Raw genomic sequence first — 21,032 nt, forward strand, 5'->3', positions numbered from 1 at the left:
AGTAAAAGTGAATCATTAGCTTCTACAAGTCTTGAAAATAGTCAAACTACAACTGGAACTACAGCTAAAGATAAATTACAAGGTTTAATTAATCAAGCTACAGATTTTGTAAATAGCGATGCTTTTAAATCATCAAGTTCAGATTTAAAAACAGCTTTAGCAGCAACAGTTAAACAATACGCTACGGTCATGCAAAGTAGTACGAGTTTGACAGAACAAGATTATCAATATGGTATTGATGGCCTTACTTTGTTGATGAACGAAATAAAGTCACCATCATCTTCAATAAAGCCTAATGTCTTCATGACGAGTGCTTCGACTTCAAGCAACTCTACATACAATCCAGTTTCTGCTGCTTCAGATGATATAGGATCAGTATATAATACTACTAATGGATTGAGATGGATTTATGGTGATAATAAGGTTTGGGGAAGGATGCAAGATGTATTCACTTCTAGAGATACAGGTCAATCAATTTGGATGGCGAATGCAAACTTTAAAATCACTAAAACTTCATCAGTTAATGGGGTTGCTGGGAAAGACCACTGGACTATTACATTCTTCCCTAATAAGGGATTAATGTATGATCCAAGTAGCAACCCCGATCCATATGGTTTATACAATGCAAGATTTGGATTTTTACTTACCAAAGACTACACGATTACAGGTAATGTAGATATCAAGGTAGACGTTGATTTGAAACATCCGTTTTTTGGTAATAGCTTGGCCGGGTATACAACGCAGGTAAATTCAACTAATAACCAAGCTTCATTCGATTTTAATCCGAATACGGATGTAAACAAAACAGATGGACATGTTAATAACCGTGATTTTATAGGTGACAAGGGTACTAACGGATATATTCAAGAAACGTACTATATCTCTAATAATGTCAATGGAAGTCAAACTTCAAATTTATTACAAAATAGAATATATCAAGGTAATTCGTTTGATACTCTAGAAACAGAAGATCAAACAGCTAGACAGGGTTCAAGAATACTTACTAAAGATGGAAATGTTGTGGGTAAAAATGGAGTAATATCTAAAGATGCTTTTGGAACAGCAATGTACGTGAAAAGTTATGGTACTTCGAGCGAAGGTATGTATGCAAGTTACACAATTAGTTTTGATACTATGCATTCAAATAAGGTCCAAAAGAATCTGCCATTAGGCACTAATGGAGGGGCCTTCTCAGGTGTATATGCTTCAGTCGATACTTATCAAAAGAAAGGGATATTTAACTGGAGAAACCTGCTTGGTGATTTTTATGGCGAAGAGTCTATGAAAAATGATAGTACTACAAGCAGTAGTTTACCTAAATTTGAAAGTGGTAGTAAGGCAACATCTGAATCTAATTCACGAAGTACGTTACAAAGTCAGAACGAATCAAAGAGTGTAAGTTTAAGTACAAGTACATCATTGAGTGAATCCTTGAGTAAATCCTTGAGCGCAAGTACATCGTTGAGCGAGAGTTTGAGTGCAAGCACATCGTTGAGTGAATCCTTGAGCGCAAGCACATCCTTGAGCGAAAGCTTGAGTGCAAGTACATCGTTGAGTGAATCCTTGAGCGCAAGCACATCCTTAAGTGAAAGCTTGAGTGCAAGTACATCGTTGAGTGAATCCTTGAGCGCAAGCACATCCTTGAGCGAAAGCTTGAGTGCAAGTACATCATTGAGTGAATCCTTGAGTGCAAGCACATCCTTGAGCGAAAGCTTGAGTGCAAGCACATCCCTAAGCGAAAGCTTAAGTGCAAGTACATCGTTGAGTGAATCCTTGAGCGCAAGCACATCCTTGAGTGAGAGTTTGAGTGCAAGTACATCGTTGAGTGAATCCTTGAGCGCAAGCACATCCCTAAGCGAAAGCTTAAGTGCAAGCACATCGTTGAGTGAATCCTTGAGCGCAAGCACATCCCTAAGCGAAAGCTTAAGTGCAAGTACATCATTGAGTGAAAGCTTGAGTGCAAGCACATCGTTGAGTGAATCCTTGAGCGCAAGCACATCCTTGAGCGAGAGTTTGAGTGCAAGCACATCCTTAAGTGAAAGCTTGAGTGCAAGTACATCGTTGAGTGAATCCTTGAGCGCAAGTACATCCCTAAGTGAAAGCTTGAGCGCAAGCACATCCTTGAGCGAGAGTTTGAGTGCAAGCATATCCTTGAGTGAATCCTTGAGCGCAAGCACATCCTTGAGTGAATCCTTGAGCGCAAGCACATCCCTAAGCGAAAGCTTAAGTGCAAGTACATCCTTGAGTGAGAGTTTGAGTGCAAGTACATCCTTGAGTGAATCCTTGAGCGCAAGTACATCCTTGAGCGAAAGCTTGAGTGCAAGTACATCCTTGAGCGCAAGCACATCCTTGAGTGAGAGTTTGAGTGCAAGCACATCCTTGAGAGAAAGCTTAAGCGTATCAAGTTCCTTGAGTGGAAGTTCTTCAATGAATACAGATGAATCAGATAGTTTGAGTAGATCCTTGAGTGAAAGTGAAAGCTTAAGCACATCAAGTTCATTGAGTGAATCCTTGAGTACAAGCTCCTCCTTAAGTGAAAGCCTAAGTACATCAAGTTCGTTGAGCGGAAGTTCTTCAATGAATACAGATGAATCAGATAGTATAAGCAGATCCTTGAGTGAAAGCGAAAGCTTAAGTACATCTATCTCAAGCAGCTTAAGTGAAAGCCTAAGCGTATCAAGTTCCTTGAGTGGAAGTTCTTCAATGAATACAGATGAATTAGACAGTATAAGCAGATCCTTGAGCGAAAGCGAAAGCTTAAGTACATCAAGTTCGTTGAGTGCAAGTGCATCTCTAATTGATAGTTTGAGTGAAAGTCTATCTAATACTATTTCATCTGAAAACATGAATGATGGAAATAACGGAAATATGATAGGAACTACAAATCCTGGATCAGTAAATAAAGTTTCAAGTAATAGTTTGAAACATACGGTACAACGTAAAGAATTACCACAAACAGGTGATAGTTCAACTAATGCAGGAGTTCTAGGTGGACTATTCGTATTGACAAGCTTAGCATTAATGAAAGCTAAGAAGAAAAAAGACTAATAAACGATAATCCCCCAAATATCGTTGAATTAGATTGAATCTAAGAAAAGAGCAAGCAGCTTATAAACTGCTTGCTCTTTTTGATATTCTCGAGTAAATACAATATTGAACTATGCTATAATTAATCGTGTAATATTTAAAACGGAAGTGAGTGAAAGTATGGTAGTTTACAATATCAATCTAGGAATTGGTTGGGCAAGTAGTGGGGTTGAATACGCTCAAGCTTACCGAGCAGAATTATTAAGAAAAATCAATCAACCAGCTAAGTTTATCTTTACTGATCTAATCTTAAATGAAAACATTGAAACTTTTACTAAAAATATTGGTTTTGAAGATAATGAGATAATCTGGTTATATCAATTTTTTACAGATATAAAAATAGCACCTTCTACATATCCACTAAATAAGATCGAAGAAAAATTAACAAATAAAGACTATGAAGTGTCAACCAGTCAAGATAATATTATCTACAAGTTTGATGGTGGCAAGCAAGAAATTAAGTGTCACTTCAGAGATATGACCAATAAATACATAGATCGAATAGAGTATTACTATGACGGTAGCCTAATGAAACGAGAATTTTACAGTTATACTTGCTATGCTGCTGAATATCTTCGTAATGTTGACGGTCAAATGAAAGTTTATCTCCGTCGTTTCTATAATAAAGATGGCTCAGTTGCCTATGAACAATTAGTAGATGGCCAAACAGAAATGTATCGTCTACCAGATCAAATATTATACTCTAAGGTTGAATTCTTTGAGTATTTCTTTAAGTCATTGAATTTGACTGCAGATGATACAGTCATCATGGATAGATCAACTGATATTGGACCTGTTATTTTACGCAATCATCAACCAGCTAAGTTAGTATCAGTGGTACATGCTGATCACTTTGCTGAAAATTCAACAACTAATGATAATATCTTGTGGAATAACTTCTACGAATATGAATTTGATAATGCAGATAAGTTTGCAGCAATTATTTCTTCAACTGATGCTCAAACTAATTTATTGAGAGAACAATTTGATAAATATACTGATAAGAAGCCAAATCTAGTAACAATTCCGGTTGGATCACTAGATAAATTAAGATATCCTGACCATGAACGTAATCATTATAGTTTGATAACAGCTTCACGTTTAGCAAGTGAAAAGCATGTTGATTGGTTAGTAGAAGCTGTGGTACAGGCTAAAAAGGAAGTTCCAGCATTGACTTTTGATATTTATGGTCAAGGTGGAGAGCGTCAAAAATTAGTTGAATTAATCAATAAATACCAAGCTCAAGATTACATTACTCTGAAAGGACATCATGATTTAACAGAAACATATAAGAATTATGATGCTTATATTGCTGCCTCAACTAGCGAAGGATTTGGTTTGAGTTTGATGGAAGCAGTAGGTTCTGGTTTAGCAATGGTTGGTTTTGATGTTCGTTATGGTAATCAGACATTTATTGATAACGAAAAAAATGGATATCTACTACCTTATAAAGTAGGCATGGAGCGTGAACAGGTTGTTGAAAGTTTACGTCAAGCGATCGTTAACCTATTCAAAGATAATCATATCGAAAAAATGCACGATAACTCGTACAAATTAGCCAAGCATTATTTGAGTGAGAATGTGCAAGAAATGTGGGCTAAATTGTTGGCTTGGAAATAAAATTATTAAAAAGCTCAAATTAGCATTCTAGACATAGGACCAATTTTTAAATTTCTGCAAATTAAACGCTTAATTGCATAAATTAATGAATTGGTCCTATCTCGAAATTGGGATTTTAGAATAATGAGAGGTTATAAAATGGTAAAAGTAAGTATAGGGGTGCCAATATATAATGTCGAAGCATATTTAAGGGAATGTCTGGATTCAATCATGAATCAAACTTTCAAAGACTTTGAAGTAATCATGGTGGATGATGGTTCAACTGATAATTCATTTGACATCTGTCAAGAATATGTAGCAAGAGATAATCGCTTTAAGTTATTTCATCAAGCAAACATTGGTGTAGCAGGAGCGAGAAATACATGTTTAAAGCACATGAAGGGTGAGTACATATCATGGGTAGATAGTGATGACAAGGTAGAACCTAATTATCTAGAAAGATTACTTGAAGTGCAAAATGAAACCCAAGCTGATCTTGTAGATGGATATAATTATGGTTTTAAGGATGGAGTTATATACTACTACGATTATACCAATGTATCACCCAATCTAGACAAAGTTGAAAGAACGCCTAAAGAAATGTTTTTAGGAACATTATCAGGATGGGATATTGTATTATGGGGTACTCTTGCAAAAAGAAAGTTATACCGAGGAGTATACTGTGCACAAGGGAAAAATCACGAGGATAATGGAACTAAGTTTAAGTTATATTTTCGTGCTAATAAAGTTGTAATTCTTCCAGAGCAATTATATGGTTATCGTGTAGAACGAGAAGGAAGCATTATGACTAATAAGTTTAGTAGTGAAACTTTGGAGAAGAAACTAAAAGAATATAATGACACGTTCTTTAATGTTGAGAATTTTGTATATTATATGGAAATTACACAATCCAAAGATATTGTTGATAGAGTTCACCAACAATATTTAGGACACTTATATAACTTAAGTAAAGGTAGTTTAACTGGATCAGATGAAGAAAAATTTGAATATTATACAGCTAATTACAGGAGCAGACGAGAAAAGCATCTGGAATAAAAATTAGTAATTAAGAGGTTATAAAATGGTAAAAGTAAGTATAGGGGTACCTGTCTATAATGGCGAAGAATATTTAAGATAGTGTTTAAATTCAATTATAGAACAAACGTTTAAGGATTTTGAAGTAATCTTAGTAGATGATGGTTCAACTGACAACTCTTTTGTGATTTGTCAAGAATATGTAGCAAAAGATAGTCTTTTTAGACTAATTCATCAAAAAAATAAAGGTACAGCAGGTACAAGAAATACTTGTTTGAAGTACATGCATGGTGAGTTTATAACTTGGATTGATAGTGATGATAAGATTAAACCTGATTACTTAGAAAAATTATTGCAAGTACAAGCAGAAACAGGTGCTCAAATGATTAATTGTGTGTGCTATGACATTAAGGATGGGATTGAATACTATTTAGATTACACACCAATATATCCTGATTTAAAAAGAATAGAATTATCAGGAAGAGATGCACTTAGAACGGTTTTCTTCGATAGATACAGAATAATTACATTATGGGAAACTCTAGTAGACAGCAAATTATACAAGGGATGGTTTTGTTCTCAAGGAGTAACGTTTGAAGATTTAGGTAACAAATTTAAATTATATCTAAGAACAAACAAGGTAGTTTTAGTTCCAGAACAATTATATGGTTATAGGCAAGGAAACAGTAGTATTATGAAGGATGCTATCCGTCAAAAAACATTTTTAGAAGAACTTAAGATAACTAAAGACTTGATGCATACCATAGAAAAGTATATTTACTATATGGAAGTTGCAAACATAGATGTAGAAGAAGAACACCTACACATTCTTAAGTATATTGATTTTATTAGTTCATATAGAGTAACTATGATTGGAAATGAAGAAGACAAGTAACTATATTTTAAGTATATAGACAGATATAAAGAAAAGCTGAAACGATATTGGAATATGTAGTAGTTGGAATAAATGATAGTAGGATGTGAGTGAAAGTGATTAATTTATTTGAAAATTTTGGACAGAAAGATTTAGACTTAGCTAAATCACTATATATGGCAGATATAAAGCACCCAACGGTAGTGATGAATTATAATGGTTTCTTACCTCCAGAGGCTGAATCGCCATTTGAATATTATATAGATCAAAATAGTGATGGTAAGGCACGCTATTTTAATCAGATAAAACATCCAGATTTGTGGGAAGTTAGAGGAAATAATAATGTAGGTGAAGTATACGAAATAGATAAGAAAAGAGCCAACATTATCTACACTAAACCTAAACATTTACGCTTAGTTGAACGTGTAGAATGGTTAAATGAAGCAGGCAAAGTAAGAAGTATTGATCATTATGATAGTCATGGTAATTTATTTGCTGAAACAGTCTGCGACAATGAAGGAAACCATCTGTTGCAAACTTTCTTTGATGCCAGTGGTAAAGAAAAAATATTAAGAGATTTTACAACCAATAGAATTACCTTAAAACTTGATCAAGATGAAGTTATTTTTGATAGTTTGGTAGATTTTGTGGTGTATTATCTTAAAGAACGTGGATATGATAATGACGATATCTATTATAATTCTTTGTCATTACCTTTACTTGTAAGTTTGAAGTTAGCTAATACTGGTAAAGAAAGTGATGTTTTGTTTTGGAATGAAGATGTAGGTCAGGAGTTACCAGGGAATATGATTTACCTTTTGAATAATAATACTCGTACTAAAAAAATTATTATTCAAAAGAAAAAAGTATATGATAAAGTAAAAAGTATGCTACCAGATGATAAAAAAGAAATGGTTAGTTATTTGGGTACTATTTATCCTCATAGTCGTCTGAATACGCAACAAAAGAATATCTTAATTATGACTAACTCTGATCAAATTGAACATTTGAAAGAATTAGTTGAAAACTTAGAAGGATTCCATTTCTATATTGGTGCTTTAACAGAAATGTCTAGTAAATTATTATCATTTGATGAGTATAGTAATGTAACTTTATATCCAAATATAGTTTCAGAAGTCAGTGAAAAGTTATTAAAGAATTGTGATATTTATTTGGATATAAATTATGGTAATGAAATTTTAGATATTACTAGGATAGCTTTTAGAGAAAATATGCTAATCTTAGGATTTGATAGTACTGTTCACAATAGGACTTTTATCGCACCTGAAAACATATACCAACCAGATTTGTATATGAAGATGACAGATAAAATCAGACAAGCATTTGGTAATGCGGACATATTACAAGACTTATTATATAAGCAACGTGTTACAGCTGATGATGAAACAATCCCTAATTATAAAAAAATATTGTAAAAATAATAAATATTAATATCAATAAGTTAACGCTTAGAATACTGATTTGTTGGTATTTTTTATGATATAATTATTGTGTAACATTTAATGAGTTAACGAAAGGAAATAAGAAATCGATTATGAATGATAAAATTTCCATAATAATATTAACCAATGGCCATGAAAATGAACTAGAATCGAGTATATACAGCGCCTCAAGACAGCCACTTGATAATAAAGAATTAATTATTGTAAGTAGTACAGATAATGAAGAATTAAGAAAAAGATCAGATAATGGAGAATTTAAATTTTATGTCAAGCTTGCAGAGAAATTGGTAGATTTAAGAGAGTATGCTTTAAAAAAATCAACTGGTAATTATGTTTACTTTATAGATGCAGGCGATATGATAAGTGATGAAAAGTTAGTAGATTTATATGAAAAATTAACTACGCAAAAAGCAGATATCGTGGTTGATGACATAATGAAATTGAAAGACGGATATTTTCGTTTTAATTCTGAAGATAAAACTGCAGTTAGACAAGTAGTATTTAATAATTATTTGTTATTTTTACGAAGATTTCCAACTTTTAGGAAATTAGCAGGAATATTAATTAAAAAGTCGTTGTTTGAACAGGTAGATGCAAGTGTATTATCAGCTCCTTCACAGGAATTATTTGTTAAGTTATTTTTAGTCTCTAGTAAAACAATTCATGTACATAATAATTCATACATTTGGAGAGAAAGCGATGAGCATCAATTACCAGAATTTGAGTGGTCGATGAATCATTTATCAACTTTGAATGAACTTGTTAAGAAAAATCAAGAAGATGGTTATCAGGCAAAAATACCAAAAAAAATTAGTGTAGCCATTAGTGTGGATGATAATACTGAAAAACGAATTGACACTTTGATATATTCTATTTATAAAAATACTAATCAGTTGGTAGATATATATATTATTTATAACAAAATTTCAAAGTCAAGTTTACAATTATTTAATAAATTAGCAGAAATATTTAAAGATAAATTGAAAATATTTCCAACTAAGATACCAAAAAAAATAGAAAATTTATTACAAAAAATTTCATTAGAGGGTAATCACTTACCAATTAGTGCCTTTTATCGAATATTTTTGCCAGAATTATTGCCAAATTTAGACAGAATACTTTATTTAGATGCAGATACATTAGTTATCAATGACTTGAACCCCTTATGGCAAACAGACTTACAAGGAGCATTTATAGGTTGTGTACCTGACTTGGCAGTAGTGGTAGCCAATTCTTGGGGCGAACAATTATTAGGTCCAGAAAAAGATAATTATTTTAATTCTGGGGTACTGCTATTAGACTTGAATTTATTTAGAAAATACAGTATTAATCTTTACTTTTACCAATTTATTTTAGAAACAACATACTTTTATGTTTTAGGAGACCAAGATGCTTTAAACTTATACTTCAAAAATGCGGTAAAATTATTAGATATTAAATTTAATTATGTATTTAAACTACTAAGTACAATGCCTAAAAATCTCGAAGATGTCACTATTCTTCATTTTTTAGGACCACATAAACCATGGAATATATGGAATGAGATACCTGATGAACAAATGGTAGCTATAAGAATGTATAGAAAGTATCGTTATGAACTATATCAAAATAAAAATATAACTGAGCCACGTATTTCAGTAATAGTAACAGTACAAAATAACATCACTGGCATTAGAAAGAATTTAGAAAGTCTTTTAATTCAAGATTACAACAATTTAGAAATAATTGTTATTGATGGAGGATCGACTGACGGAGCATATGAAATTATTGAACAAATGGTACAATATTATCCTAATATAAAATATAAAAAAGCATTTTTAAATGAAAGAATGAAACAAATAAGTTTAGGATTACAAATGGCAACAGGAAAATATATTTATTTCTTAAATGGCCAAGAGTATGTTGCTAATGACAATCTTTTTACAAAGCTTATGGCTTATAAAGATAAATATCAAGCTGATATTGTATCGACCAATTCTGGCTATTATGTATTGCATGAAGGGGTATATCGTGCGTATGAAACTAATGATAAGGTTATAGATTTTTCAGACAAAACACCTCAAGAATTACTGGCAATGCCGACTAAAAAATTTAAATTTATTTCAGGAAATCTAATTAATAGGTCTTTAACTGATAATTTAAATAGTAAAAGTGATGAACAAGATAATTTAATACAAATTTTAGTTCAAGCAAAGCGAATAATTTATTGGGATAATAATGCATGGATTAAGGTGGAAAAATAGTAAAAAAGGATGGTATTTCTATGGTAAAGGTAAGTATTGGGATTCCTGTATACAATGTCAGTGATTATTTACTTCAGTGTCTTGAATCTATAAGGCAGCAAAGTTTTCAAGATTTTGAAGTGATAATGGTAGATGATGGCTCGACAGATAACTCTTTTGAAATTTGTCAAGAATATGTATTTAGAGATAGTCGATTTAAGTTATATCACCAAAGTAATTTTGGTGTTGCAACAGCAAGAAATACATGTCTAAAACATATGTATGGGGAGTTTGTAGCTTGGATAGATGGTGACGATTGGGTTGAGAAAGATTATTTAGAAACTCTAGTTAATCTTCAAACAAACACTAATGCAGATATTATTCATATGGGGTTTAAAAGTTATCGAAATGATAATATGTATGTTGCAGATTTTAAAACACTATACGGTAAATTTAACTATAATTTACCAAAAAAAGTCGCAATTTCAGATGTTTTCGTAAGGAAATATGGAATTATTACTGTTTGGGGCGATCTAGTTAATGCTCAATTATATAAAGGTTTTGTATTTTCGGAAGATAATACTTTTGAAGATACAGGAAACAAGTTTAAATTATACTTACAGGCTAATGATATTGTATTAAGTGATCAAGCAAAATACATTTACAGAGTTCATGGAGAAAGTTTAACTCAAAATATTATGCGAGATACCAGTGAATTAAAAAGAATAAAGATGACTATAAGTAATTATGAAAAGTTACTATATTATTTAAGATTAGCAAATTTTGAATTTGATTATTTCGAATCTTTATATCGTGATTGGTTAAATAATGAAATTGATCGAAATAGTAATGAAAAAATCAGAAAATATTTAGTAAAGCATAGACGATTGAGTTGAGGTAATAATATGGTAAAAGTAAGTATTGGAGTACCCGTATATAATGTTGACATGTATTTACGTCAGTGTTTAGAGTCTATTAAGCAACAGAGTTTTCAAGATTTTGAAGTAATTATGGTTGATGACGGTTCGACAGATAATTCCTTTGAAATTTGTCAAGAATGCGTATCCAAAGATGAACGTTTTAAGCTATATCATCAAGAAAATAAAGGCTTAGCTGGAGCAAGAAATACCTGTTTAAAATATATGGAGGGAGAGTATGTGACCTGGATAGATAGTGATGATGTAATTAAGACGGATTATTTGAAGAGATTACTAGAAGTTCAAACAATTACTCAAGCAGATATTGTAAATTGTTTATATTATTCAATTACAAAAGAAAGAGATATTTATTATGATTTAAGACCAATTTCTCCTAATCTTGAAATATTAGAAGTATCGGTACAAGAAATTATATTAAACTTTATTAACAATAAATATTTTATAGCACCTATGTGGGGAAGTTTGATTAAGAGTCAATTATACAAAGGCGTATATTTTCCTCAAGGTTTACTATACGAGGATAATGGGACTAAATATAAGCTATATATGCAAGCGAATAAAATTGCAATTATGCCTGAAGCATTATATGGATACAGAAAGAGTGAGAATAGTATTACGAGAAAAGCGACTTCTGACAAATTAGAGAAAGAATTAGATAGGCTAAAGAAAGATATTATATGTAACAGAGAAAAATTTTTATATTATATTGAAGTGGCAAATATTAGAGTTGAGGAAATACATAAGGAATATCTAAGAAATCTAGATGGCCATATTGCAGTATCTAGACTGTCTGAAAGAGATAAGCAAAAGTATACTCAATTTATTAAAAATTACGAGAGAAAACTTCTACAATGCTGGCAATAACAGAAGAGGGATGAAAATGGTAAAAGTAAGTATTGGAGTACCAGTATATAATGTTGATCAGTGGTTACGTCAGTGTCTAGATTCTATTAGACAGCAAAGTTTTCAAGATTTTGAAGTAATTATGGTTGATGGTGGATCAACTGATAATTCGTTTAGAATTTGCCAAGAATATGTACTTAAAGATGAACGATTTAAATTATATCATCAAGAAGATAAGGGATTAGCTAATGCAAGGAATATTTGCTTAAAATATATGCGAGGAAAGTATATAGCCTGGGTTGAGGCAACAGATACAATTGAAATGGATTATCTTGCACATTTGGTAGATATTCAAAAGCAAAGTCAAGCAGAGATAGTGATTTCAGGAAGTAAAGAGTATAAAAATGATAAGTTTGTACAGGAAGTAAGGTTACAATCGTATTTTTCAAAATTAAAAAAGAAACAATATGTAAATATTTATAGATACCAAAACTTAATATCACTTTTAAGTCAGTGGTTATCTTTTTACTATAATTGGGGTAAACTAATTAAAAAAAATCTATATAAAGGAATATGGTATGAAGATACTAGCTCAGATTTATCAACTCTTGAAAAAATATACTTACGCGCAGAGAGTACAGTAGTAACAGGGAAAACGTTGTATAATCACAGAAATATAATGACTACAAATAAAAAAGATGCCGAATTATTAAAAATGTATCAAGATAGAAAGCAAGCCTTAGAGGAACTAGTACTATTCAGCGAGTTAATGAATTATGGAACGTTTGAAATAAAGAATATAAGTAGGCAACATTTGAATTTAGTTTATAATCATTTATTGCCTGAACTCACAGAGACAGGGAAAAAAGAATTAGAAACTTTAATGACCCCTCAACATAAAATCAATGTCTTAGGAATTGGTGAAACTTTAGACTATATTTTGGAAAACCAGTCTTCAGTAGCTCGTTTCGGTGATGGAGAAATTTTTTTGATTTCTGGACAAGGAATTGTTTATCAAGAGTATCGTGAAGAATTAGCTAGACGACTAAAAGAAATATTATTTGTTCAAAGTTCACCTAAATTAGTAGTGTGTATGACAGATGTATTTACTAATTCATACGATTATAATCAGACTTCACAAGATTTTTGGAAGCAATTTATATTTTGGAATAAAAATTTATTAGATAATTTAGGCGAAAAAACACAGTGGCTTGGGAATAGCTTCATTTCTAGACCTTATATGGATATGGTAGATAAGACCAAATCACAAAGTTATTTCAAGAAACTTAAGCGTATATGGAAAAATAAAAATGTATTAATTATTGAGGGAAAGCTAACACGTTCAGGTGTAGGAAATGATTTATTTGAAGGAGTAGAGTCACTTGAAAGGATTATTGCACCTTCTAAAAATGCATTTGATAAATATTCAGAGTTATTATCGTTATCTCGAAAATATGGACAAGGAAAGTTAATCCTTTTAATGTTAGGGCCGACAGCAAAAGTGCTGGCTTATGACTTATCTCAATTGGGATATCAAGCTATAGATATTGGACACATAGATTCTGAATATGAATGGTTTAAAATGGGAGCAACTGAAAAAGTAGCTTTAAAAAATAAGCATACAGCCGAGAATAACCTTGATACAGGTGTTGTTCTAGAGAATAACGATGTATATAACAAACAAGTTATTGCAGATATAAGTGGGGATAATTAAAATGGTAGCATTAAGTATTTGTATGCCAGTATACAATGTAGGTAGGTATCTTAATCAGTGTTTAGAATCTATTTCACAACAAACATTTCGAGATTTTGAGGTAATCATGGTTGACAACGGTTCAACAGATAACTCTTTTGAGATTTGTCAAGAATATGTATTTAGAGATAGTCGATTTAAGTTATATCACCAAAGTAATTTTGGTGTTGCAACAGCAAGAAATACATGTCTAAAACATATGTATGGGGAGTTTGTAGCTTGGATAGATGGTGACGATTGGGTTGAGAAAGATTATTTAGAAACTCTAGTTAATCTTCAAACAAACACTAATGCAGATATTATTCATATGGGGTTTAAAAGTTATCGAAACGATAATATGTATGTTGCAGATTTTAAAACACTATACGGTAAATTTAACTATAATTTACCAAAAAAAGTCGCAATTTCAGATGTTTTCGTAAGGAAATATGGAATTATTACTGTTTGGGGCGATCTAGTTAATGCTCAATTATATAAAGGTTTTGTATTTTCGGAAGATAATACTTTTGAAGATACAGGAAACAAGTTTAAATTATACTTACAGGCTAATGATATTGTATTAAGTGATCAAGCAAAATACATTTACAGAGTTCATGGAGAAAGTTTAACTCAAAATATTATGCGAGATACCAGTGAATTAAAAAGAATAAAGATGACTATAAGTAATTATGAAAAGTTACTATATTATTTAAGATTAGCAAATTTTGAATTTGATTATTTCGAATCTTTATATCGTGATTGGTTAAATAATGAAATTGATCGAAATAGTAATGAAAAAATCAGAAAATATTTAGTAAAGCATAGACGATTGAGTTGAGGTAATAATATGGTAAAAGTAAGTATTGGAGTACCAGTATATAATGTTGATCAGTGGTTACGTCAGTGTCTAGATTCTATTAGACAGCAAAGTTTTCAAGACTTTGAAGTAATTATGGTTGATGACGGTTCGACAGATAATTCCTTTGAAATTTGTCAAGAATACGTATCCAAAGATGAACGTTTTAAGCTATATCATCAAGAAAATAAAGGCTTAGCAGGTGCGCGAAATACGTGTTTGAAGCATATGACTGGTGATTTTATAGCTTGGCTAGATAGCGATGATTGGCTAGAAAACGATTATTTAGAAAGATTAGTTAGTACGCAAGCAAAGACTGGTGCTGATATAGTATGTATTGGCATCAAAACATTTATGAATGATGAATTTTATATGGGAAGTCACCAGGATAAGTATGGTGCCTTTCCAGACCATGTAATACCTAAAAAAATTGCAATGTCTGATGTTTTCTGGGGGATATACGCATTAATTTCAGTTTGGGGAAATATTATGGATGCAAAACTTTATAAAGGTGTGGTTTTTTCAGAAGGATTAAACTATGAAGATCAAGGAAATAAATTTAAATTATACCTAAACTCAAAAAAAATAGTGGGTATCCCAGAATTGGGTTATGTATATCGAATTCGTTCGGGGAGTATAACACAAGATGGTGCAGCTAACTTCAAGAAGATCTTTGAAGGAAAAGTGATGCAGATAACTAACCTAGAAAAGTTTATGTATTATATAGAAAATGCTGATTATGAAGTGGATTATTTTCATAGTTTATACTCTGAATGGTTAGATAAACAATTACAAAGTGTTGATAGTAGCTGGGATGATAATCAACAAGAAAGATATCGAAGTTTTATTTCAAGACATAAGAAACTATTTGAAAAGAATAGAAACTAGCTAATATAAAAAAATAAGTGAGGGAAAATAATGGTAAAAGTAAGTCTAGGAGTTCCTGTTTATAACGCAAATGAATATTTAAGAGAATGTTTAGATTCAATTCTAAATCAAACATTCCAAGATTTTGAAGTTTTATTAGTAGATGATGGTTCAACAGATGGTTCATATAATATTTGTTACGAATACGCTCAAAAGAGTGACAAGATTAGATATTATCATCAAAATCATAAGGGAATTGATGATACAAGAAATCTAATTTTGCGCGAGGCAGACGGAGATTTTATCACTTGGATTGAAGCAACTGATAGTGTTGAACCGGACTATTTACAACATTTAGTAGATATTCAAAATAAGAGTAACGCTGATATTGTAATATCTGGATTTAAAGAATACCGTGAAAAAGAATTCAGTCAATCAGTTAATTTAAAGCCATACTTTGAAGAACTGGAAGATAATGAATATACAAATATTGATAAATATAGAGCATTGTTACTCTTCTTAAGTCACTGGACATCATTCTTTTATAGTTGGGGTAAACTTGTAAGTATGAGAACTCATTTAGGGGTAATGTATCCTAAGGAATTTATTAATAAAGATATGGCTACAACTTATAAGTTATACTTACACACAAATAATATTGTGGTTGATGGAGAAGAATTGTACAATCATCATATAATTGATGAACGAGTAACTTTAGGTGATAGAGATATTTTGGCTGACTATGAAGATAAGCAACGAGTATTAGATGAAATGATGATGATTACTGAGATAATGAACTTTAAAGTGCCTGAAGTCAAAGATTTATGTCGTCAATACATGAATAAGGTTTATCAAGAAACGAAAAGTCAATTGTCAGAAAATTGGCGTCCAAAATTAGATCAACTTAGAGATGAACTAGCTTAGGGAGATTATATGGAGAAAATAGTACTATTAGATGATAATCAAGAGATAGAAGATCAGTTACAGACTTTTAAATATTTAGATTGTTTATCAGATGTTATGCTATTACGCGTTAGAGGGTTCTTCGATGATGGTATAACAAGTATATTTGATGATCTAATTTATGATACTGAAAAAGCACGTATGACTCCTTCATTATTGAAGTGGAATATTCCTATGCCTAAAAACTTTAATATATATGGTGATACTATTTTTACTGAATCTGGAATGGCTAGGGGAAAAATAGTTTTTCAGGGAACAAGTACAAATGGTGTAGTTAAGGCAATTATTTGGTTAAATAATCAAGGTAGAAAAGTAAGGAAAGATTACTATAATCAATATGGTTGGAGATATATGAGTGAAGATTTTAATAACGATAAGATGGTATCGAGAACTTATTACTCACATAGTCAGAAAGTTATAATAATGGAAAACATTACTACTAATGCAGTTCAATTTATGAATAAAGAAGAACTGTATCCAGATTATGAAACTTTAGTGGTAGATTATTGGTCTCAAAAAGGCTATCAAGTTGATAAGCTAATTACAAATAATCATAGTATAGCTGAAAAACTACCAGTTAAAGCCAAGTATTTATTATTTGATAGGGAAAATAACATAGAAAAGCTGAATTATTTGCATATGTTTCCTAAAAAAATATGGCGTCCAATTGCTTATGTGCATACAGATTCAGAGAATTTGGAACAAATTGAAAATTTGGTAAAAACATTACCTAACATTATGTTTTATATTTCAGCACGAACAAAAATGTCGGGTAAACTAATCAATTTACAGCTACACAGAAATGTAATTTTATTTTATGGTTTGTCTAATATTGAAGAAAAATCAAAAGAATTATTAGATGAAGCAAGTATTTACCTAGATATTAATCATGATTTTTATGATGAAAAATTAGACATGGTAAAAAAAGCGTATTTTGCTAATAATCTAATCATGACATTTGATAATGTAAGACATAGACCAGAACTAGTGTTGGATAAGAATATCTATAAATCACACGAGTTTGAAAACCTAACTACTTATATAGAGAATATAGCTAGTGGAAAAATTGATTATCAAGAGGAATTGAGACAACAAAAAAAATTAGTGAATAAAAATATATCAGAATGGAAGCAGGTAGTAAAATGACAGTATATACATTTCAATTACCATCAGATGATAATAGTTTAAAGGGTGGTGTTGAGATTGCACAAGCAGATAGAGAAAAAAGTTTAACTGCCCAACATATTGATAATAAAGCTGTTTTCATTGATTTACCTACAATCGATGATTTGAAATTTTCTTTGAAGATAGGTTTTCATGTTCAAAATATCATTTCTATGTACCAATATTTCACTGATTTAGAAAGTTTACTTTGGAAAGTTCCTTTAGAAAATGTAGAAGCTAAATTTAAAGCAGAAGATTTTATATTTGCTAGTCAACAAAGTAATGATCAGAAACATACTTACTATAAAGGTGGAGAAACTATCTATATTGAATTTGAGAATGATAAAGTTCAAAAAGTAATGTTTCTTTATAATGGTTATTTAGTTAAAGCAGACTTTTATGGTTCGGCTAAAGCATATACTGAATATTATACGCCAAAGTTTGATGGTCAAAATCTATATGCAGCAGTATATAAACGAGTATTTTATAATCAAGATGGTTCAGAAGTATATACGCATTTTACAGATGAAGATATGTACGTCTTTAGTAACGGTTTAGTTAAGTATTCAAAAAACGAGTTACTAGCATATTTTATTGAAAAATTGAATCTAACTAAAAAAGATGTTCTAGTGTTTGACTGGTATAAAGAATATTTTCCAATGTTATTAGATATTTCAAAACCAGCAAAAATAATTTGTAATGTTCATAGTGAGCATATGTTTGAAAATACACTAGATAATAATTCTCAGACAGGAACTACTCCAGAGTATGATACTTTATTTAATTACACTGATAGAGTTGATCTATTTGTTACACCTACTAAGATACAAGCACAAAAGCTACAAAAAGATTTATATAAATTGAAGGGAATTAATGTTCAGGTAACTGACATTGCCCCTGGAGTTTTGGAAAAATTACAATATCCAGAGTCTAAAAGAATTCCTCATTCGCTAGTAACAGTTTCAAGAATAGATAGTAGAAAGCGACTAGAAGTAACTATTTTAGCAACTGTTAAGGCACATAAAAAGAATCCTAACATCACTTTAGATATTTATGGAAATATTAATTCGGATGTGGCTTATGTATCAATGTTACAATATATGATAAAGATGTATCATGCTGAAGATTATGTTAAATTTAAGGGCTTTGCTTATGACGTTAGAAAATTGTTGACAAATTATGAAGTATTTATTACAGGATCTGTTTGGGAAACGTTTGGTATATCTACTTTAGAAGCTTTGGGGAGTGGTTTGGCGGTAGTAGGACTAGATGTTCCTTATGGTAATCAAGAGCTCATTACTGATGGTCAAAATGGATATTTAGTTCCAGCTAGCAAAAATATTCATCGTCTAACAGATTTTATGGCAAAAAAAATTACTACAATATATGAGCAAGATAATTTAGTAAAATTAAGTGAAAAATCATATAATTCAGCCATTCCATATTTACGCACTAATATTGGAAAAAAATGGGATGATATTATAGAAAGAATATTAGAGAGATAGTAAATATAATGTAGCTATGGGTAAGCTTTCAGAGAGTTGGAATCCTAAATTAGATAAGCTAAAAAGTGAATTAGTTGAATAATAATTAGAACACACCTGATTAAAGGGTGTGTTTTGTTTGTTAGAAGGAAATTGACTCAAAGTATAAAGGAGTATAAAAAAATTTTAGAAGTATAAAATAACATAAAAAAGGATGAGTAATCATTTAATCGGGGGTTGATAGAGTTCTAGAAATGTATGCATCACTAAAAATAGATTTATTTTCAATTTTAGTCCAATGGTAGCTTAGAAATTTTTACGATAAGCGTAAAAATAGCCCTAGACTGTGGCGGTCTAGGGCTGTTTACATTAATTTTTCTCTATTATTTTATGCCAATTATCAGTGCAATTAAAAGATTATCGGTGCAAAAATAGCGAATTTTGCACCGATAAATTATTTATTACACCGAATTTGGAGTGAATTTTGTTAAATCGAGCGTTGTAATTGCTTAAAAATTTCTTACGAAAAGTCTAAAATAGTGATAATATGAAAAGATAACTAAATTTTGAGGTGATATTTTGGAAGAACTTTTTGAAAAAGCTCCAGTCAAAAAAGTCTACTATCAACTAGCATTGCCAGTAGTGTTTAGTATGATTATTAGTATGGTATATAATATCGCTGATACATATTTTGTTGCTAAGACTGGAAACACTGATTTAGTGGCAGGAATTACTGTAAGTTCGCCACTATTTATGTTTATGCTAGCAATCGGTGATATTTTTGGCTTAGGTGGAAGTGCCTTAATTTCAAGACTATTTGGACAAAAACGATATGAAGAAAGTAAGCATGTAAGTAGCTTTAGTTTTTATGGAGATATAATTTTTACGATTATTTTGACAGTATTGTTATTAGTTTTTGAAACACCTATCATGCATCTTCTAGGAGCTAATGCTCAGACTTACCAATATGCAGCTGAATTTTATCGTGTATTAGTAATCGGCTCGGTTTTTATCACATTGTCATTAGTTCCAGGTAACATGATTAGAACAGAAGGACTTGCGGTTAAGTCAATGATAGCGACAATTTCTGGAACAGTACTAGCAATCATTTTAGATCCGATTTTCCTATTTGGATTTAAGTGGGGTGCTGCTGGGGTAGCATTTGCCAATGTTTTAGGATATGCACTAAATACAGGATTACTAATCTACTTTACTTGGAAAGATAGCAAGTATTTGTCATTCAATCTCAAATACATTAAGGTTAGCTGGCATCATTTTAAAGAGATTATCGCAATTGGAATTCCAAGTTCTGTTACTAATTTCATGCAGACATTTGGGATGGCTTTACTAAATAACTATCTTGTTATTTATGGTAATGACAAGGTTGCGGCGATGGGAATTACGCAAAAAGTATATGGGATTGTAACACTTGTCTTGGTAGGTTTTGCTTTTGGAGCTCAGCCATTGATTGGGTATAACTATGGAGCCAAGAATGCAAAGAGATTCCGTGAAGTTTTACGTTATGATTTTAAGGTGGAAGTAATTTATGCAATTATTGTTTCTTTGGTTTTGATTGTATTTTCTCCATTTGTAATTAAGTTGTTTATGAATAATCCACAAATTGTTGCTGATGGTTCCTATATGTTGAGAGTCTGTCTACTAACAACGCCATTTATTGGAGCTATCTTGGTTTATACTACTGTTTTTCAATCAGCTGGGAAAGGTTGGAGTGCTTTGGTGATGTCGATCTCTCGTCAAGGCGTGGTATATTTCATCAGTATGGTAGTAATGGCTAAAATTCTCGGCTACCATGGAGTAGTAATGGCACAACCAGTTGCAGATATTTTAACCTGTGTGATTGGTTATTTAATTTATCAGAAAGATTTTCGAAAATTTAAGTAAAGA

The 21,032-nt window shown here is 31.2% G+C and carries 16 protein-coding genes; 15 read left to right on the forward strand and 1 reads right to left on the reverse strand.

The features are described from left to right. Window positions 1–1,376: 1,376 nt before the first annotated feature. Window positions 1,377–2,846 (reverse strand): hypothetical protein, encoded by a 1,470-nt coding sequence (locus PTA89_RS00300; protein WP_324177238.1) that lies wholly within the window; start codon window positions 2,844–2,846, stop codon window positions 1,377–1,379. On the opposite strand from PTA89_RS00300, the gene PTA89_RS00305 reads away from it, so the two are divergent. The 15 genes from PTA89_RS00305 to PTA89_RS00375 all read left to right on the forward strand — a co-directional run bounded on the left by PTA89_RS00305 (window position 2,845) and on the right by PTA89_RS00375 (window position 21,029). Continuing rightward, window positions 2,845–3,048, forward strand: a complete 204-nt coding sequence (locus PTA89_RS00305; protein WP_087449034.1) for an LPXTG cell wall anchor domain-containing protein — start codon at window positions 2,845–2,847, stop codon at window positions 3,046–3,048. The genes PTA89_RS00300 and PTA89_RS00305 overlap by 2 nt on opposite strands. Window positions 3,049–3,207: 159 nt before the next feature. Beyond that, on the forward strand, window positions 3,208–4,707 hold the full coding sequence (gene gtfA, locus PTA89_RS00310) for an accessory Sec system glycosyltransferase GtfA (RefSeq protein ID WP_087368091.1): 1,500 nt from the start codon (window positions 3,208–3,210) through the stop codon (window positions 4,705–4,707). Window positions 4,708–4,845: 138 nt separating this feature from the next. Next, window positions 4,846–5,742 (forward strand): glycosyltransferase family 2 protein, encoded by an 897-nt coding sequence (locus PTA89_RS00315; RefSeq protein WP_087368094.1) that lies wholly within the window; start codon window positions 4,846–4,848, stop codon window positions 5,740–5,742. 94 nt (window positions 5,743–5,836) lie between these two features. After that, on the forward strand, window positions 5,837–6,616 hold the full coding sequence (locus PTA89_RS00320; RefSeq protein ID WP_289555739.1) for a glycosyltransferase family 2 protein: 780 nt from the start codon (window positions 5,837–5,839) through the stop codon (window positions 6,614–6,616). Between the two features lie 95 nt (window positions 6,617–6,711). After that, a complete protein-coding gene (gene gtfB, locus PTA89_RS00325; protein ID WP_087368099.1) occupies window positions 6,712–8,031 on the forward strand; it encodes an accessory Sec system glycosylation chaperone GtfB in 1,320 nt (439 codons plus the stop codon). A gap of 119 nt (window positions 8,032–8,150) precedes the next feature. Further along, window positions 8,151–10,301: a glycosyltransferase gene (locus tag PTA89_RS00330; RefSeq protein ID WP_164479668.1), complete on the forward strand. Its 2,151-nt coding sequence runs from the start codon at window positions 8,151–8,153 to the stop codon at window positions 10,299–10,301. A gap of 20 nt (window positions 10,302–10,321) precedes the next feature. After that, entirely contained in the window at window positions 10,322–11,176 is an 855-nt protein-coding gene (locus tag PTA89_RS00335; RefSeq protein ID WP_113895989.1) for a glycosyltransferase family 2 protein, read from the forward strand. Window positions 11,177–11,185: 9 nt separating this feature from the next. Then, window positions 11,186–12,082, forward strand: coding sequence for a glycosyltransferase family 2 protein (locus PTA89_RS00340; RefSeq protein WP_087368144.1), 897 nt, complete (start codon window positions 11,186–11,188; stop codon window positions 12,080–12,082). A 16-nt stretch (window positions 12,083–12,098) separates the two neighbouring features. Next, window positions 12,099–13,775: an SP_1767 family glycosyltransferase gene (locus PTA89_RS00345; protein WP_162607840.1), complete on the forward strand. Its 1,677-nt coding sequence runs from the start codon at window positions 12,099–12,101 to the stop codon at window positions 13,773–13,775. A 1-nt stretch (window position 13,776) separates the two neighbouring features. Continuing rightward, the gene (locus tag PTA89_RS00350) at window positions 13,777–14,631 is read left to right on the forward strand and encodes a glycosyltransferase family 2 protein (RefSeq protein ID WP_164479670.1); all 855 of its coding nucleotides are present in this window, start codon (window positions 13,777–13,779) and stop codon (window positions 14,629–14,631) included. Between the two features lie 9 nt (window positions 14,632–14,640). Then, complete coding sequence (locus PTA89_RS00355) at window positions 14,641–15,537, forward strand: glycosyltransferase family 2 protein (protein WP_087367967.1); 897 nt, start codon at window positions 14,641–14,643, stop codon at window positions 15,535–15,537. A 30-nt stretch (window positions 15,538–15,567) separates the two neighbouring features. Next, a complete protein-coding gene (locus PTA89_RS00360) occupies window positions 15,568–16,440 on the forward strand; it encodes a glycosyltransferase family 2 protein (protein WP_087367970.1) in 873 nt (290 codons plus the stop codon). A gap of 9 nt (window positions 16,441–16,449) precedes the next feature. Then, window positions 16,450–17,625 carry a hypothetical protein gene (locus PTA89_RS00365; RefSeq protein ID WP_087367973.1) on the forward strand — a complete coding sequence of 392 codons (1,176 nt, stop codon included), beginning with the start codon at window positions 16,450–16,452 and terminating at the stop codon, window positions 17,623–17,625. Continuing rightward, window positions 17,622–19,148, forward strand: a complete 1,527-nt coding sequence (locus tag PTA89_RS00370; protein ID WP_162607833.1) for a glycosyltransferase — start codon at window positions 17,622–17,624, stop codon at window positions 19,146–19,148. Before PTA89_RS00365 ends, PTA89_RS00370 begins: the two co-directional genes overlap by 4 nt. A 558-nt stretch (window positions 19,149–19,706) precedes the next feature. After that, window positions 19,707–21,029, forward strand: coding sequence for an MATE family efflux transporter (locus PTA89_RS00375; protein ID WP_324177239.1), 1,323 nt, complete (start codon window positions 19,707–19,709; stop codon window positions 21,027–21,029). Window positions 21,030–21,032: the final 3 nt, after the last annotated feature.

The sequence above is a fragment of the Ligilactobacillus salivarius genome (assembly GCF_035231985.1).
Lineage (GTDB): Bacteria > Bacillota > Bacilli > Lactobacillales > Lactobacillaceae > Ligilactobacillus > Ligilactobacillus salivarius.